This window comes from Sulfuriferula sp. GW1 (assembly GCF_047300855.1).
GTDB lineage: Bacteria > Pseudomonadota > Gammaproteobacteria > Burkholderiales > Sulfuriferulaceae > Sulfuriferula.
The window spans coordinates 2417107-2432262 of record NZ_CP170197.1 but is presented as its reverse complement, the minus strand read 5'-3'; the positions used below and the strand labels follow the sequence as shown (position 1 = coordinate 2432262).

Sequence of the window (15156 nt, the reverse complement as noted above, 5' to 3'; positions counted from 1 at the left end):
CTACAATCCCCGACAAATGTCGTTTTACCTCCCCGTCAATCGCCCGCATGAACATCCAATTTGCTGATTATATGTAACTATTTAATCTGGCACGTCCTTTGCTGATTCCGGATGAAAGCAACTTCTTCGGAGCGAACATGACCCAACCTTCTGTAGTCGTCAACGACACGACCCTGCGCGATGGCGAGCAGACCGCTGGCGTGACCTTCAGCGCCGAAGAACGCATCGCCATCGCACGCGCGCTGGCCGCCGCCGGTGTGGCGGAAATGGAAGTAGGTATCCCGGTCATGGGGCCTGAAGAATGCGAGAATATTCTTGCCATTGCCAGCCTGGGGCTGCCGTCGAGACTGATGGTCTGGGGCCGCATGTGCGAACCTGACCTTACCGCCGCCGCCAGCTGTGGCGTACATCTCGTCAATCTGTCGATTCCTGTTTCCGATATTCAAATCCGCCACAAGCTGGGACGTGATCGGGAATGGGTGCTGGACACCATCAGCTATTTCGTCAAGCACGCCCAGGAGTTGGGCATGGACGTCAGTGTCGGCGGTGAAGACGCCTCACGCGCAGATCCGGATTTTCTGCTGCGCGTGATCGATACGGCACAGGCTGCCGGCGCACAGCGCTTCCGCTTCGCCGACACGCTCGGACTGCTGGATCCGTTCATCACCTACAACCGCATCAGGCAACTGCGCGAGGCGACCGATCTCGAACTCGAAATGCACGCCCACAACGATCTGGGCATGGCCACGGCGAATACGCTGGCCGCCGTGCTGGCGGGTGCGAGCCACATCAACACCACAGTCAACGGCTTGGGCGAGCGTGCCGGCAATGCCGCGCTGGAGGAGACCGTCACCGCGATGCACCACCTCTACAACATCGGAACCGGCATCGACAGCTGTCACTTCCCGGAAATCTCACGCCTGGTGTCGATTGCTTCGGGTCGCCCGATTCCGGTGAACAAAAGCATCGTCGGCGATGCAGTGTTCACGCATGAGTCAGGCATCCACGTGGACGGCCTGCTCAAGAACCCGCTCAACTACCAGGGCCTGGCACCCGAAACTGTCGGGCGCAGCCACAAGCTGGTGCTCGGCAAACATTCAGGCACCAGCGCGGTGATGCATGCCTACGCCGCTATCGGCATTACGCTGACGGAATTCGAAGCCAAGGATATGCTCGCGCGCATTCGTGAACACGCTGTCGTCACCAAGCGAATACCGAACGCCGCCGACCTGAAACGTTTCTACCTGGAAGCGATGCCGTGCGCATCGGTTCAGTCCTGAGCGGAAGGAAGCAAGATGAACGCGATGTTCGACCCACATACCCTGGCCGCCCCGGTTCCGCAAACCGCTCCCGGATTGTTCGCCTTGCTGCGCGAAGACATAGCCTGCGTGTTTCAACGTGACCCGGCCGCGCGTACCACCTGGGAAGTCATCACCACTTACCCCGGCATCCATGCCCTGATCTGGCATCGCCTCAGTCACGTTTTGTGGGGACGGCGCTGGCGCTATGCCGCGCGCTTCATGAGCTTCTTCGCGCGCATGTTCACCCAGATCGACATCCATCCCGGCGCCACCATCGGCCGCCGCTTTTTCATCGACCACGGCTGCGGGGTCGTCATCGGCGAGACCGCGGAGGTCGGCAACGATGTCACGCTCTACCACGGCGTCACCCTCGGCGGCGTCTCCTGGAATCCCGGCAAGCGCCATCCCACTCTGTGCGACGGCGTGGTGGTGGGCGCAGGCGCGAAGATACTCGGCCCGATCACAGTGGGAAGCGGTGCGCGCGTCGGCGCGAATTCGGTGGTGATTCAAGACGTGCCGGACAGCATGACGGTGGTCGGCATCCCCGGACGCGTGGTGCTGCCGGCGAGCCAGCGCCGCATCACCCAGCAGGGCATCGACCTCGACCACCACCTGATGCCCGACCCGGTGGGCAAGGCGATTTCCTGCCTGCTCGACCGCATCGCCTACCTGGAAAAACACCTGGGCGTTTCCGCCGAGGCGCAAGAACTACCGGCGACCAGCGACTGCATCATCTGCACCGAAACCTGCGATCCGGCTCACGTCGCCGTGAACCTGAAGCGGACTACCCACTGAAGTTAAACGAGCATCGGAAAAAATCATGAGCGACTTACTCAAACACATGAGCACCTTCTCTTCGGCGGAAGAGTTCCTGGACTATTTCCAGGTTCCCTACGAACAGTCCGTCGTCCACGTGAACCGGCTGCACATCCTGAAGCGGTTTAACCAGTATTTGCGGGCGACGCCGGGCACGGCGGAGATGGGCGACGACACGCTGCGCAGCGTGTGCCAGGAGATGCTGGGCAAAGCATACAGTGACTTTGTGAACTCAACGGCGGCGCAGGAAAAGGTGTTCAAGGTATTTCAGGATACGGACGGCAAACAGCACGTATCCCTCGACAGCTTGCGCACTTCGCTGTCGTCGCATCACTGATTTGAAGGTTATATAAATGCTTGCCACAGAGATCACAGAGTACACAGAGAAAACCGTTTGTAGGATGTCGCCTAGACTATCCGCTGAAGCAACAAGCCTATTTAACCAGATGTTTTTCTCTGTGATCTCTGTGTTCTCTGTGGCAAAAAGGTTTTTTTAGGATTCAAGGAAACCACCACCATGCATATCGTCGTTTGCATCAAGCAGGTTCCGGACAGCGCGCAGATTCGCGTGCACCCGGTGACCAATACCATCATGCGCCAGGGCGTGCCGGCCATCGTCAATCCATACGATCTGTTCTCGCTGGAAGCAGCGCTGCGCCTGAAGGACGAATACGGCGGCCGCGTCACCGTGCTGTGCATGGGGCCGCCACAGGCGGAAGCCGCGCTACGCAAGGCCATCTCCTTCGGCGCCGACGATGCGATCCTGGTGACCGATCGCGCCTTCGCCGGCTCCGACACGCTGGCCACGAGTTTCGCGCTGGCTTCCGCGATCAGGAAAATTCAGGAAGACATGCCGGTGGACATCGTCTTCGCGGGCAAGCAGACCATCGACGGCGACACCGCGCAGGTCGGCCCAGGTATCGCCAAGCGTCTGGATCTGCAGCTGCTGACCTACGTCTCCAGCATCGTCGATCTCGATCTGGACAAGCGCGAAATCACCCTGCATCGCCGCGCGGAAGGGGGCGTGCAGGTGCTGCAAACCAGGTTGCCCTGCCTCATCACCATGCTCGAAGGCACCAACGAAATGCGCTTTGCGACCATGCCCAACATGTTTCGCGCCGCGCGTTATCCCGTCAAGCAATGGGACAAGGACGCCGCCGGTATCGAGGATGTATCCAGGATCGGCCTCAAGGGATCGCCCACCATCGTCAGCAAGGTGTTCGCACCGCAGCCCAAATCGCAGCGCGCGGAAATCATCGACTGCGAGAGCAAGGAGCCGAAGGATCTGGCCATCACGCTGCTGACCAAGATGTTCACCAAGTATCCGAATCTGCCCGAAGAAATTGCCAAGGCCAACGCCTGAGCGAAAGCGAAAATACAAATGCAAATCTTTGCCACAGAGATCACAGAGCAACACAGAGAACTTTATTCTGTTGAAGCGTGCAGTCCGCCAATTTATCCAGGGGGTTTTCTCTGTGAACTCTGTGTCCTCTGTGGCAAAACCTTTTTCAAAAGTAATCATGAAATGAGGATCGCGACATGAGCGAAGCTACCGAACAGAAGAAACCCGCCGGTCGGCGCAAATTCGAACTGGATCCGCGCCTGGAATCCTATAAGGGCGTGTGGGTGTTCGTCGAGCACGAGCGCGGCGTCGCCCATCCTGTGTCATGGGAGCTGATGGGGGAGGGCCGCAAACTTGCCGACAAACTCGGCGTGCCGCTGGCCGGCGTGGTGATGGGCGCGCCCGGCATCCAGACGCGGCGCTTCTGCGAGGACGCGTTCCATTACGGCGCCGACCTGTGCTATCTGATGGAAGACCCGTTAATGGCCGACTATCGCAACCAGCCCTTCACCAAGGGGCTGACCGATCTGGTCAACGCCTATCAGCCGGAAATCCTGCTGCTCGGCGCCACCACGCTCGGCCGCGACCTCGCCGGCAGCGTCGCCACCACCTTGCAGACCGGTCTCACCGCCGACTGCACCGAACTCAACATCGACATGGAAAATCGCAGCCTGGCTGCCACCCGCCCGACCTTTGGCGGCAGCCTGCTGTGTACCATCGTCACCCTCAACTATCGGCCACAGATGGCCACGGTACGGCCACGCGTGATGAGCATGCCGAAAAAGGATGAAACACGCAGCGGCAGCATCATCGAACATCCGCTTGGCATGATTGAAACCGACATCATCACCAAGGTGCTCGAATACATTCCGGACAACCTGCAGGGCAAACCGCAACTGCCGTTCGCCGACATCATCGTGTCCGGCGGACGCGGCATGAAGCGGCCGGAAAACTTCCAGCTGATCTGGGACCTGGCCAAGGTGCTGGGTGCGGAAGTCGGCGCGACGCGTCCGGTGGTGCAGGCAGGCTGGGTGGAACTCGACCGCCAGGTCGGCCAGTCCGGCAAGACCGTGCGTCCCAAGCTCTACGTCGCCGTCGGCATTTCCGGTGCCATCCAGCATCGGGTGGGCATGGATGCATCGGACGTGATCATCGCCATCAACAGCGACCCCAATGCGCCGATTTTCGATTTCGCCACCTACGGCATCGTCGGCAACGCGATGACGATATTACCGGCGCTCACCGACGCGTTCCGGCAACAGCTTGCAACCTTGAAAGTGGCCGTCTAGGCGCGCCCGGCACAGGAGAAGAAACATGGATGAAAAATTCGATGCCATCGTTATCGGCGCGGGGCCTTCCGGCAACGCTGCTGCCTACACCATGGCCAAGGCCGGATTGAAAGTGCTGCAGATCGAACGTGGCGAGTATCCCGGCTCCAAGAACGTGCAGGGCGCCATCCTGTATTCGAAGGCGCTCGAGGAAATCATCCCGGATTTCCGCGATGATGCGCCGCTGGAGCGCCATCTCATCGAGCAGCAGATGTGGGTGCTGGACGACGCATCCTACGTCGGTACCACCTACCGTTCCGCCGAGTTCAACCAGGAACCCTACAACCGCTACACCATCATCCGCGCCCAGTTCGACAAGTGGTTCTCGAAACGCGTGCAGGAAGCCGGCGCACTGCTGGTGTGCGAAACCACCGTCACCAACCTGCTCATGGATCGCAACCGGGTGATCGGCGTGCAGACCGACCGCGAAGGCGGTGCAATCTACGCCGATGTGGTGATTCTCGCCGACGGTGTGAATTCGCTGCTGGCGAAGAAGGCCGGATTTCATGCCGAACTCGAACCCAAGGACGTGGCGCTGGCGGTGAAGGAAATCCATTTCCTGCCGGAAGAAATTATCCAGAGCCGCTTCAACATCGGCGATAGCGAAGGGGTGGTGATCGAGATGGCGGGCAAGATCACCCAGGGCATGATGGGTACCGGCTTTCTCTACACCAACAAGGATTCGCTCACCATCGGCGTCGGCTGCATGCTGTCCGACTTCAAGCAGCAGAAAATCACGCCCTACATGCTGCTGGAACAGATGAAGGCGCACCCTGCGATCAAGCCGCTGCTCGCCGGCGGCGAAATGAAGGAATACACCGCGCACCTGATCCCGGAAGGCGGCTACAAGGCCATGCCCCAGCTCTACGGCGAAGGCTGGATGATCGTGGGCGATGCCGGCATGTTCGTCAACGCGGTGCATCGCGAAGGCTCCAACCTGGCCATGACCACCGGCCGCTACGCCGCCGAGACGGTGATCGACCTGAAGCAAAAGCAACTGCCGATGACCGCAGCCAACCTTGCCTTCTACCAGGGGCGGCTGGAAGACAGCTTCGTCATGAAGGATATGAAGAAGTACAAAAACATGCCGGGGATTTTCCACAAGAACAACCAGTTCTTCACCACCTATCCGGAGCTGGTCAACCGCGCTGCCCACACCATGCTCACCGTGGACGGCGTGGACAAGAAAACCAAGGAGCGCGAAATCCGCAAGAGTTTCAAACAGCGGCGTTCGCTGTTCGGATTGATGGGCGATGCGTACAAGATGTGGAGGGCATTCGAATGATTCCCGTAAAAGTCGAAGAGAAACTGTTCCAGAACCGCTACCGCGTCGATGCCGGGCGGCCGCATATCAACATCATCGACTCGGCCACCTGCAAGACCGAGTGCAAGACGCAGGAATGCACGGTCTGTTGCCCGGCGGGTTGCTACACAGCAGAAGGCAACGGCCAGGTGGTGCTGATTACCGACGGCTGCCTGGAATGCGGCACCTGCCGCATCATCTGCTCGACTTATCGCAACGTCGCCTGGGAATATCCGCGTGGCGGCTACGGTGTCCTGTTCAAGTTTGGATGAATTCGAAGTGATAGCGTTTAGTTGATAGTGGTTAGAGGTTAGCGAATAGCCCGAGCTGTTCGCGACCCACTAACTAAAAACTACACGCTATTCGCTAAACACTACACGCTATCAACCAAGGAAACTCCATGCCTAAACCCGAAAAACATGTCTTCGTTTGCCTCCAGAATCGCGGCCCCGGCCACCCCCGAGGCTCCTGCATGCAGAGCGGTGCGACCGAAGTCTGGGAGGAATTTGCCTACGCCTTCCAGCAGCGTAATCTGAACGGCCGCTTCGCCCTCAGCAACACCGGTTGCCTCGGCCCCTGCAACGGCCCGCATGTGCTGGTTTATCCCGAGGGCGTCATGTACGCCAAAGTCACCAAGGACGATGTCGCAGCCATCGTCGATGAACACCTGCTCGGCGACAAGCCGGTGGCGCGCTTGCAGTTGCCCCAGGAGATATGGTGAACGCCATCCCCGGCATCGCCGAGGGCGCGCTGCCGCCCGGCGTGGCCGCTTGGCTGGCACAGGCGGTGGAGTCCTACCACAACACCGAGCGTGCGGAATCCCTGCTGTGCAGCGCGCAGGCGCTCGCGCCCGAGTGCCTGCCGGTGTACTTTTCCCTGTACAAGTTCTACTTCTACAAACGCATGTTGCCGCAGGCAGAGGAAGCCGCCTTGCAAGGGCTCGAAATAGCCGCGCGCCAAGGCGGATTCAGCCCGGACTGGACCCAGCTCGATGCGCATTCAGCCGACTGGCGCCGCGTTGACGCGCCGCAGCACTTCTATCTCTTTACCCTCAAGGCGCTCGCTTTTATTCGCCTGCGGCTGGGGCAAAGCGAAGACAGTCACGCCCTTCTTGCCAAGTTGCAGGAACTGGACCCGCTCGACACGGTGGGGGGATCGGTGATTCGGGATTTGGCGGCGAACTGATCACCGGCCATTCGTGCGCCATGCATGCGGCCGATGGCCTGATTTCAGAATGGGGAGAAAATGTTCAGCGCTGCTCCAGTGAGCGTAATTGAAGCCAGAATGCGCCAGAAAATCCGGTGGGTGTGGCGCCTTTCTGCAGTATGGCTTGGTACTTGCTTGGCTAAATATTATGGTTGGATCTGCTTTCGTACTTGCAAGTTAGCGAAGGGTTCAATGAGGTTAAAGATATGGGCGCGTTAACAGGGCATCAGGCGGGCATCGAGCTCACTACTATCTATGAAATCAGCAAGATACTGAGCTCATCCCTAGACCTGAACAAGACGGCGCGGGAAGTGCTTGGCATGCTTTCCTCGCATCTCAGGATGCGGCGGGGCATGGTCAGTTTGGTGCAGCCGTCCGGCGAGTTGCACGTTGTTGAGGCAACCGGCATGTCAGCCGAGGCGGCCCGGCGTGGCCGCTTCCGCAGGGGCGAGGGTATCACCGGAAAAATTCTGGCAACCGGCGTGCCCATGGTGGTGCCGAATGTGGCAAAGGAGCCGCTTTTCCTGAATCGAACCGAGTCGCGCAGCATGGCGGAAGGGCGCGTCGTTGCCTTCATCGGCGTGCCGATCAAGGTCGGACGGGAAACCGTTGGCGTACTGAGTGTCGACCGCGAAATGGACGACGAGCCGGGTAATTTCGAGGCCGATGTACGCTTTCTGGCCATGGTGGCGAATCTTATCGGCCAGACCACCCGCTTGCACAACAACGTGGCAGCCGAGCGCGAGGAGTTGATGCAGCGCCAGTATCGCTTGCAGAAAGAATTACAGGGCAGGTACAGTCTGGACAACGTCATCGGCCACAGCAAGCGCATGCAGGATGTGTTCGCCGAAGTGCACCAGGCCGCGCCAGGCAGGTCGACCGTGCTGTTGCGCGGCGAAAGCGGTACCGGCAAGGAAGTCATCGCGCGCTCGATTCACTATCTGAGTCCGCGCAAGCTCGCCCCGTTCATCAAGGTGAACTGTGCCGCGCTGTCCGAAACGCTGCTCGAGTCCGAATTGTTCGGGCACGAAAAGGGCTCGTTCACCGGAGCGACCCAGGAACGCAAAGGCCGCTTTGAAATGGCTCAGGGCGGCACACTGTTTCTGGATGAGATCGGAGAGATCTCGCCGTTGTTTCAAACCAAGTTGCTGCGCGTGCTGCAGGAGCGGGAATTCGAGCGTGTGGGCGGAAACAAGTCGATCAAGGTGGACGTGCGCCTGATCGCGGCCACCAACCGCAATATGGAAGAGGATGTGGCCAAGGGCGCATTCCGCGCCGACCTTTACTACCGCGTCAACGTGGTCAGCATTTTTCTTCCCCCCCTGCGCGAGCGCCGCGAAGATATTCCGCCGCTCATCGAGCATTTCCTGGACAAGTTCAACAAGGACAACGGACGCAAGCTTTCCATTTCACCGGCAGCGCTGGCGGTGATGCTCAAGTGCAACTGGCCCGGCAATGTGCGCGAGCTGGAGAATTGCGTTGAGCGCACCGCGACGATGACACGGAAAAATACGATCCAGGAGCTGGATATGCCCTGTCAGCAGAACAAGTGCTTCTCGCAAGTGTTGCAGCACTACGGCCAGGCCCAGCTGGCGATTCCGGTTCCGATTCCGGTTGTGTCTGCCCCGATTGTGTCCGCGTCTTCCGGCGCGAGTATGCCGGAAGTTTCCGGCAGCAGTTTCAGCGAGGCGGCTGCCGGGGAGGATCCTGCCTGCATGACCGAGCGCGAGCGTCTGGTATGGGCCATGGAACAGTGTGGGTGGGTGCAGGCGAAAGCCGCGCGTCTGCTGAATCTGACGCCGCGCCAGATCGGTTATGCGCTGTCGAGATACAACATCGAAGTCAAACGTCTTTAAGCCTGCTGCGCGGTTGTCCATGCAGGCAGCCGCGACCGCCATTACCTGCTTTTCCCCGCTGTAGTCTTCCTGACAATTCTCTTCCCAAGCCATCCCTGTTTGTAGCAACTGCGACAATCAGATTTCTGCGCCAAGTACTTCAATTATCAGATATTTATGCGGATTTCATGAATGGCACGCTTGTTGCTGATTGCCGGGTGTATGAACGCATTTAGCGGGCGAACAATTTCATGATCGCCATTGGTTGAAGCTGAAACGGACAAGGAGCCAAGCGTGGACAATCAAGCAAGTGTGCCGAGCACAGGAAGCGATCAGGGCCAGAATTTGAATCAGATTTTGCAGCAGGTTGCGGAGCATAAAGGCTGCGGTACCTCCAGCGACGGTGGCAAAGCCAGTTGCGGCTCATCCACTGCCCCGGAAGACATGGATCCGGCAGTGTGGGAAAAGGTGAAGAACCATCCTTGCTATAGCGAGGAGGCACACCACCATTACGCACGCATGCATGTGGCCGTGGCACCGGCGTGCAATATCCAGTGCAACTATTGCAATCGCAAATACGACTGCGCCAACGAAAGCCGCCCCGGTGTGGTGAGCGAAAAGCTGACCCCGGAGCAGGCATCCAGAAAAGTGCTGGCCGTGGCTTCCACCATTCCGCAAATGACGGTGCTGGGCATCGCCGGTCCTGGCGACCCCTTGGCCAACCCGGAAAAAACCTTCAAGACCTTCGATCTGATCTTCAACGCTGCGCCTGATATCAAGTTGTGCCTTTCAACCAACGGCCTGTCGTTGCCGGATCACGTCGAGACCATCAAGAAGTACAACGTCGACCATGTGACCATCACCATCAACATGGTCGATCCTGAAGTCGGGCAACACATTTATCCGTGGATTTACTGGAATCACAAGCGCGTCACGGGTATCGAGGCCGCCCGGATATTGCATGAACGGCAGATGCTGGGGCTGGAGATGCTGACCGCAGCCGGCATTCTATGCAAGGTAAATTCGGTGATGATCCCAGGCATCAACGACAAGCATCTGGTCGAGGTGAACAAGGCGGTCAAATCGCGCGGCGCCTTCCTGCACAACATCATGCCGCTGATTTCTGCGCCGGAGCATGGCACGGTATTCGGCCTGAACGGCCAGCGTGGTCCCACGGCGCAAGAACTGAAAGCGCTGCAGGATAGCTGCGAGGGCGAGATGAACATGATGCGCCATTGCCGCCAGTGCCGCGCCGACGCAGTGGGCTTGCTGGGCGAAGATCGCTCGTCCGAATTCAGCACTGAAAAAGTCATGGAAATGGACATTCAGTACGACGCCGAGGGTCGCAAGGCCTACCAGGAAAAAGTCGAGGTGGAGCGCCAGGCGACCGTGATGGCCAAGCAGGCCGAGATGGCCGATCTGGAAGCCGAATTCAGCGACCTGAAGGTTCTGATCGCAGTTGCGACCAAGGGCCATGGCCGGGTCAACGAACACTTCGGTCATGCCCAGGAATTCCAGATTTACGAACTCAGCACCCAGGGTTCCAAGTTCGTGGGCCATCGCCGCGTCGATCTTTACTGCCAGGGCGGGTATGGCGAGGAAGACACCTTGCCTACCGTGATCCGCGCCATCAACGATTGCGTCGCAGTGTTCGTGGCCAAGATCGGCGGCTGTCCAAAAGACAGTCTGAAGGCGGCGGGCATTGATCCGGTGGACAAGTACGCGCACGAATTCATCGAGCAGTCTGCGGTGAAGTATTTCAAGGAATACCTGACAAAAGTGAAGTCCGGAGAAATCGTTCATAACGAACGCGGCGATGCCGACATCCGTCAGGGCGCTTACATCGCAGCATGAAATATATACGCCACAGCTAGGAGAAAAGACATGGCTTTCAAAATCATCACGTCCCAATGCACGGCCTGCTCGGCGTGCGAACCGGAGTGCCCCAACAACGCCATCCGCGAGAAAGACGGCACCTTCATCATCAAGCCGGAAAAGTGCACCGAGTGCCTCGGTTACTTCGACGACCCGCAGTGCGTCGCGGTGTGCCCGGTTGACGATACGTGCGTGATCGACCTCGCCTACCCACGTTACGTGCAGGCCTAGGAGAAAATGATGGAACTCAAACTTACTGCCGCAGCGGAAAAATTCATTAGCCGCATGGTTTGTTTCGGCGGTGCCGGAAATGACGCCGGCTTTCGCCTGAGCGTGAGCGCGGGCGGCTGTTCCGGGCTCGCCTCCGAGTTCACCGTGGAGGCGGCGGCGCTTCCCGGCGACGCCGTCGTTAAAGTAAATACGGTCAAGTTCTTCCTGCCGGCAGAAAGCCGCATGCTGCTGGAAGGGGCGACCATTGATTTCACGGAGTCCCCGACCGGCGGCGGGCTGAGCTTCGTCACTGCCACCCCGTCGACGTGCGGATCCTGCGGCAGCTCCGCCAGCAGTTCCAGCGTCGATATCTCCGGCCTCAGCCACAAGCACTGAGGCAGGCAAGGGTGAACCGGCGATGCAAACGGCACGTGCGACAGAGGGCAGGATCATGACGGCAAGCCCAATTGTTCCGGCGGACATGAATCCAGAATGGCTGGAGCGCGCCTGCCTGGGTGGTCATCTGCCGGAGCCGGTCGAGCAGCACTTGCATCTGGCCGGCCTCAACTACCAGCACGACGCGCTTGCCGAGAGCCATCTGTTCCAGGCGCAGGCTTTGGCGCCCGGCCACGCAGCCGTGCTGATCGCGCTGTACCGGTTCTATTTCTACAAGGGGCGCCTCAGTGATGCGCTGGCGGTGGCGGAGCGTTGCCTGGTCAAAGCCGCGTGCGACAATCAGTTGACCGAGGATTGGCGCTGCGTGCGGCGTGGCGATGCGGAGTTCAGCAGTTACGATGCCATCCTGCCGCGTTTCTACCTGTTTACCCTGAAGGCCTACGGTTACTTGCAGATGCGCCTGGGTCGGCTGGAACAAAGTCATGCGGCGCTGATGAAGATGCTGGAACTCGACCCGAGCGACAAATTGAACGCTGCGGTCCTGCTCAATGTCCTGGCGCGTCATGGCCGGGAGGACGAGGATGAGTGAACCGAGCTTAAACGAGCTGGGCCCGCCCGTTGACTGGCAAGGCTGCGAGGTGGATTGCGCGGGCTGCTCGCACCAGGTTCTGCTCGAACAGGAGCGTTGCCGCATCGGCCATGCCTGCGTACATGACCGTTACGCCAAACGTATTGACCGCTTCTTTTTCTGGAATCCGGAGCGCGCCAAGAATTACCTGGCGCATCCCTATTTCGAAGTGCGCGCGGTGGCGGCCAAATACGTGGATGTGTTTCATCTGCCGCAATTGACGCTGGATCCGGACGAGACCGTGCGCTGGAGCGCGGCGCTCAGACTGCCCCCCAAACAGCTGCTGGCACTGGTGTGCGACCCGCACCGCGAAGTGAGAATCCGGGTGGCGTCGCGCCTCGATCCCCACGATCTGGGCGTCATGATCCATGACCCGGATTACTACGTGCGGCAGGTGGTGGCGCGGCGCATCCCGGAAACCCTTCTGTCACAGATGATGCGGGATGAGGATGCCGAGGTGCGTCACATGGTGGCAAGCCGGATTGACGATAGCTGGCTGCCGGGCATGGCACAGGACAAGGATGCGGCCGTTCGCTGTGAAGTGGCCAAGCGCATGAAGCCGGAGCAGTTGCATCTGCTGCTTGACGATCCGGACTGGCGCGTGCGTTACGAAGTAGCCAGCCGGGCAGAACGGAATCATGTGAAGCGGCTGGTCAACGACACGGATGAACTGGTGCGCGATGCCGCCCGCCAGCGCCTGGGCAAGAGTGCCGCCGACGTCAGTCTGCTGGTGACGCAGAAGCAAGCGTTTCCGTTTTAAGGATCAATTTTCAGGAGTCAGAAATGGCCAAGATCAGCCGAGATAGCGACGTCGTGGAGCTCACTGCCCAGCCGATATTCGAATACGGGCAGAAAGTGAAATCCCTCAAGGTGGTGCGTAATGACGGCACCTATGCCGGCAAGGACATAGGTGAAGTCCTGGTAAGAAAAGGCGAAATCGGCTATGTCACCAGCATCGGCACGTTTCTCCAGCAGTTCTACATCTATGGCACCGAGTTCATCGAAAGCGGCAATCGGGTCGGCATGCGCGGCAAGGAGCTGGAAGCCACCACCGACGCCGTCCCGGCAGCCGTCACAGAAGCGACGACTGCGGAAGCCGGGATACAGCCAGCCAATAGTTCAGGGGTGGAAGCATGATCGATCAACGCGAAGCGAAATACCAATGGGGCCAGCGCATTGTGTCAACGGTCGACATGTTCAACGACGGCAGCTACCCCGAGCGCGAGCCGGGCGCCTTGCTGGTGAGCAACGGCACGCCGGGGGAAATCGTCAATGTGGGCTACCACGAGGAATTCAACTTGCCGGTTTATATGGTTGAGTTTCAGGAGAGCGGCGTGGTGGGCTGTCTTGAGGAAGAAATCGCGCTGGCGTGACGCGAGTGAGCGGGAGCGGAATGTGGCAACACAGCCTGGTTGCATGCACCCGAACGATGTGGATCGAAAGCGCATCGAACGGGCGCTGGCCACGCGGGTGCGCTACCGCTACGTAAGCCCGGAAGTGCAGGCGGACGAGGCAGGCTACCGGATTCAGAGCCCCTGCTGCTCGCGCAACATCGACAAGTCCGGTGGCGTGATCGATATCGCGCGATTGGAGTATGTGGCGGATTCGCGGGCGTGGCGCTTGTACCGCAAGGATCATGCGCAGCGCGAATGGCAGTTTTACCAAGAGTTCGGCGCCTTGAACGCGCTGCTGCAATTTTTGAATCGGGACCCGGATCGGAGCTTTTGGCAATGACGGAGCAGGACACCATCTATCTGGACAACAACGCCACCACGGCGCTGGCACCCGAGTGCGTAGAAGCGGTGTTGGCCTGCCTGCGCGATAGCTATGGCAATCCGTCCAGTAAACATGGCGTCGGCGAGCGCGCCAAGGGGCTGGTGGAACAGGCACGTGCAGCGGTGGCGCGGCTGCTGAATGCCGCCGCCGCCGAGATCGTATTCACGGCCAGCGGCACGGAAGCCAATCATCTGGCGATACTGGGCGCGCTGGCGGCACGTCCGGGCAAGATTCATGTGGTGGTCAGTGCGGTGGAGCATCCGTCTACCTTGAGTTTGCTGGCGCATCTGGAAACGAGTGGCGTTCGCGTCACACGATTGCCGGTCAATCGAGGCGGAATGCTCGATCTCGCGGCGCTTGAGCAGGCGATTACGCCGGACACCGCACTGGTATCGCTGATGTGGGCCAACAACGAAACCGGCGTGCTGTTTCCGATTGTGGAAGCAGCGCAGATTGCCAAGTCCCGCGGGGTGCTGTTTCACACCGATGCGGTGCAGGTGGCAGGCAAGATTCCCCTCGACCTGGCGCAGGTGCCGGTTGACCTGCTTACGCTGGCGGGACACAAATTCCATGCACCCAAGGGTGTGGGCGCCTTGTTCGTGCGTAAGGGACTGAAGCTTCAGCCCATGCTGTTCGGCCATCAGGAGCGCGGCCGTCGCGGCGGCACGGAGAATGTCCCGGCCATTGTCGGCATGGGTGTGGCCTGCGAACTCGCGGCCCGGGAGATGGACGCCAAAGCCGCGGCGATGGCCGCCTTGCGGGATCGGCTCGAAACCGGCGTGCTGATGCGCATCCCGTGCGCCCGCATCAATGGCGGCGCGGCGTTGCGGGTGAGCAATACCAGCAGCGTGCGCTTCGGCGAACTGGCGGCGGAGGCGATCCTCGACAAGCTCGACAAGGCCGGCATCTACGCCTCGTCCGGCGCGGCCTGCACCGCCGGTGGCAATGCGCCGTCCCATGTGCTGACTGCCATGGGGCTGAGTGAGGCGCAGGCGCTGGCGACGATCCGGTTTTCATTGAGCCGGTATACGACCGAAACGGAAATCGATCGCGTGCTGGATATATTGGTTTCAATTTCAAAACGGATGACCGCCGAGGCGGCATGAAGCACTCACTTAACCAGCGGCACCCACGAGGAAA

19 protein-coding genes are annotated in these 15156 nt (G+C 59.7%); all 19 read left to right on the top strand.

Annotated elements, in window-relative coordinates; all coding sequences use genetic code 11:
• The first annotated feature begins 137 nt into the window (after nucleotides 1-137).
• Nucleotides 138-1280 (top strand): homocitrate synthase, encoded by a 1143-nt coding sequence (gene nifV / locus ACFDAU_RS11915; protein ID WP_413437123.1) that lies wholly within the window; start codon nucleotides 138-140, stop codon nucleotides 1278-1280.
• Between the two features lie 75 nt (nucleotides 1281-1355).
• Nucleotides 1356-2096 carry a serine O-acetyltransferase gene (cysE, locus tag ACFDAU_RS11910; protein ID WP_413439543.1) on the top strand — a complete coding sequence of 247 codons (741 nt, stop codon included), beginning with the start codon at nucleotides 1356-1358 and terminating at the stop codon, nucleotides 2094-2096.
• Between the two features lie 25 nt (nucleotides 2097-2121).
• Nucleotides 2122-2454, top strand: a complete 333-nt coding sequence (gene nifW, locus ACFDAU_RS11905; RefSeq protein WP_413437122.1) for a nitrogenase-stabilizing/protective protein NifW — start codon at nucleotides 2122-2124, stop codon at nucleotides 2452-2454.
• 180 nt (nucleotides 2455-2634) lie between these two features.
• The gene (locus ACFDAU_RS11900; RefSeq protein ID WP_413437121.1) at nucleotides 2635-3480 is read left to right on the top strand and encodes an electron transfer flavoprotein subunit beta/FixA family protein; all 846 of its coding nucleotides are present in this window, start codon (nucleotides 2635-2637) and stop codon (nucleotides 3478-3480) included.
• Nucleotides 3481-3656: 176 nt separating this feature from the next.
• Nucleotides 3657-4748, top strand: a complete 1092-nt coding sequence (locus ACFDAU_RS11895; RefSeq protein WP_413437120.1) for an electron transfer flavoprotein subunit alpha/FixB family protein — start codon at nucleotides 3657-3659, stop codon at nucleotides 4746-4748.
• Nucleotides 4749-4773: 25 nt separating this feature from the next.
• Nucleotides 4774-6072, top strand: coding sequence for an FAD-dependent monooxygenase (locus ACFDAU_RS11890; protein WP_413437119.1), 1299 nt, complete (start codon nucleotides 4774-4776; stop codon nucleotides 6070-6072).
• Nucleotides 6069-6362, top strand: coding sequence for a ferredoxin family protein (locus tag ACFDAU_RS11885; RefSeq protein WP_413437118.1), 294 nt, complete (start codon nucleotides 6069-6071; stop codon nucleotides 6360-6362). The genes ACFDAU_RS11890 and ACFDAU_RS11885 overlap by 4 nt, the downstream gene beginning before the upstream one ends.
• Nucleotides 6363-6562: 200 nt before the next feature.
• Nucleotides 6563-6811, top strand: a complete 249-nt coding sequence (locus ACFDAU_RS11880; protein WP_413437117.1) for a (2Fe-2S) ferredoxin domain-containing protein — start codon at nucleotides 6563-6565, stop codon at nucleotides 6809-6811.
• A complete protein-coding gene (locus tag ACFDAU_RS11875) occupies nucleotides 6805-7275 on the top strand; it encodes a hypothetical protein (RefSeq protein ID WP_413437116.1) in 471 nt (156 codons plus the stop codon). Before ACFDAU_RS11880 ends, ACFDAU_RS11875 begins: the two co-directional genes overlap by 7 nt.
• Before the next feature lie 227 nt (nucleotides 7276-7502).
• Nucleotides 7503-9152 carry a nif-specific transcriptional activator NifA gene (gene nifA, locus ACFDAU_RS11870; RefSeq protein WP_413437115.1) on the top strand — a complete coding sequence of 550 codons (1650 nt, stop codon included), beginning with the start codon at nucleotides 7503-7505 and terminating at the stop codon, nucleotides 9150-9152.
• A 273-nt stretch (nucleotides 9153-9425) separates the two neighbouring features.
• Complete coding sequence (nifB, locus tag ACFDAU_RS11865) at nucleotides 9426-10985, top strand: nitrogenase cofactor biosynthesis protein NifB (protein ID WP_413437114.1); 1560 nt, start codon at nucleotides 9426-9428, stop codon at nucleotides 10983-10985.
• A 30-nt stretch (nucleotides 10986-11015) separates the two neighbouring features.
• Nucleotides 11016-11237: a 4Fe-4S binding protein gene (locus tag ACFDAU_RS11860; RefSeq protein ID WP_413437113.1), complete on the top strand. Its 222-nt coding sequence runs from the start codon at nucleotides 11016-11018 to the stop codon at nucleotides 11235-11237.
• A gap of 6 nt (nucleotides 11238-11243) precedes the next feature.
• On the top strand, nucleotides 11244-11612 hold the full coding sequence (locus tag ACFDAU_RS11855; RefSeq protein WP_413437112.1) for a HesB/IscA family protein: 369 nt from the start codon (nucleotides 11244-11246) through the stop codon (nucleotides 11610-11612).
• A gap of 55 nt (nucleotides 11613-11667) precedes the next feature.
• Nucleotides 11668-12201 (top strand): hypothetical protein, encoded by a 534-nt coding sequence (locus tag ACFDAU_RS11850; protein ID WP_413437111.1) that lies wholly within the window; start codon nucleotides 11668-11670, stop codon nucleotides 12199-12201.
• Nucleotides 12194-13000: a 4Fe4S-binding leucine-rich repeat protein gene (locus ACFDAU_RS11845; protein ID WP_413437110.1), complete on the top strand. Its 807-nt coding sequence runs from the start codon at nucleotides 12194-12196 to the stop codon at nucleotides 12998-13000. The genes ACFDAU_RS11850 and ACFDAU_RS11845 overlap by 8 nt, the downstream gene beginning before the upstream one ends.
• Before the next feature lie 23 nt (nucleotides 13001-13023).
• The gene (locus ACFDAU_RS11840) at nucleotides 13024-13377 is read left to right on the top strand and encodes a nitrogen fixation protein NifZ (RefSeq protein WP_413437108.1); all 354 of its coding nucleotides are present in this window, start codon (nucleotides 13024-13026) and stop codon (nucleotides 13375-13377) included.
• Nucleotides 13374-13613, top strand: coding sequence for a nitrogen fixation protein NifZ (locus tag ACFDAU_RS11835; protein ID WP_124704020.1), 240 nt, complete (start codon nucleotides 13374-13376; stop codon nucleotides 13611-13613). The genes ACFDAU_RS11840 and ACFDAU_RS11835 overlap by 4 nt, the downstream gene beginning before the upstream one ends.
• 22 nt (nucleotides 13614-13635) lie before the next feature.
• On the top strand, nucleotides 13636-13974 hold the full coding sequence (locus ACFDAU_RS11830; RefSeq protein ID WP_413437107.1) for a DUF3024 domain-containing protein: 339 nt from the start codon (nucleotides 13636-13638) through the stop codon (nucleotides 13972-13974).
• Nucleotides 13971-15122: a cysteine desulfurase family protein gene (locus tag ACFDAU_RS11825; protein ID WP_413437106.1), complete on the top strand. Its 1152-nt coding sequence runs from the start codon at nucleotides 13971-13973 to the stop codon at nucleotides 15120-15122. Before ACFDAU_RS11830 ends, ACFDAU_RS11825 begins: the two co-directional genes overlap by 4 nt.
• Nucleotides 15123-15156 lie beyond the last annotated feature (34 nt).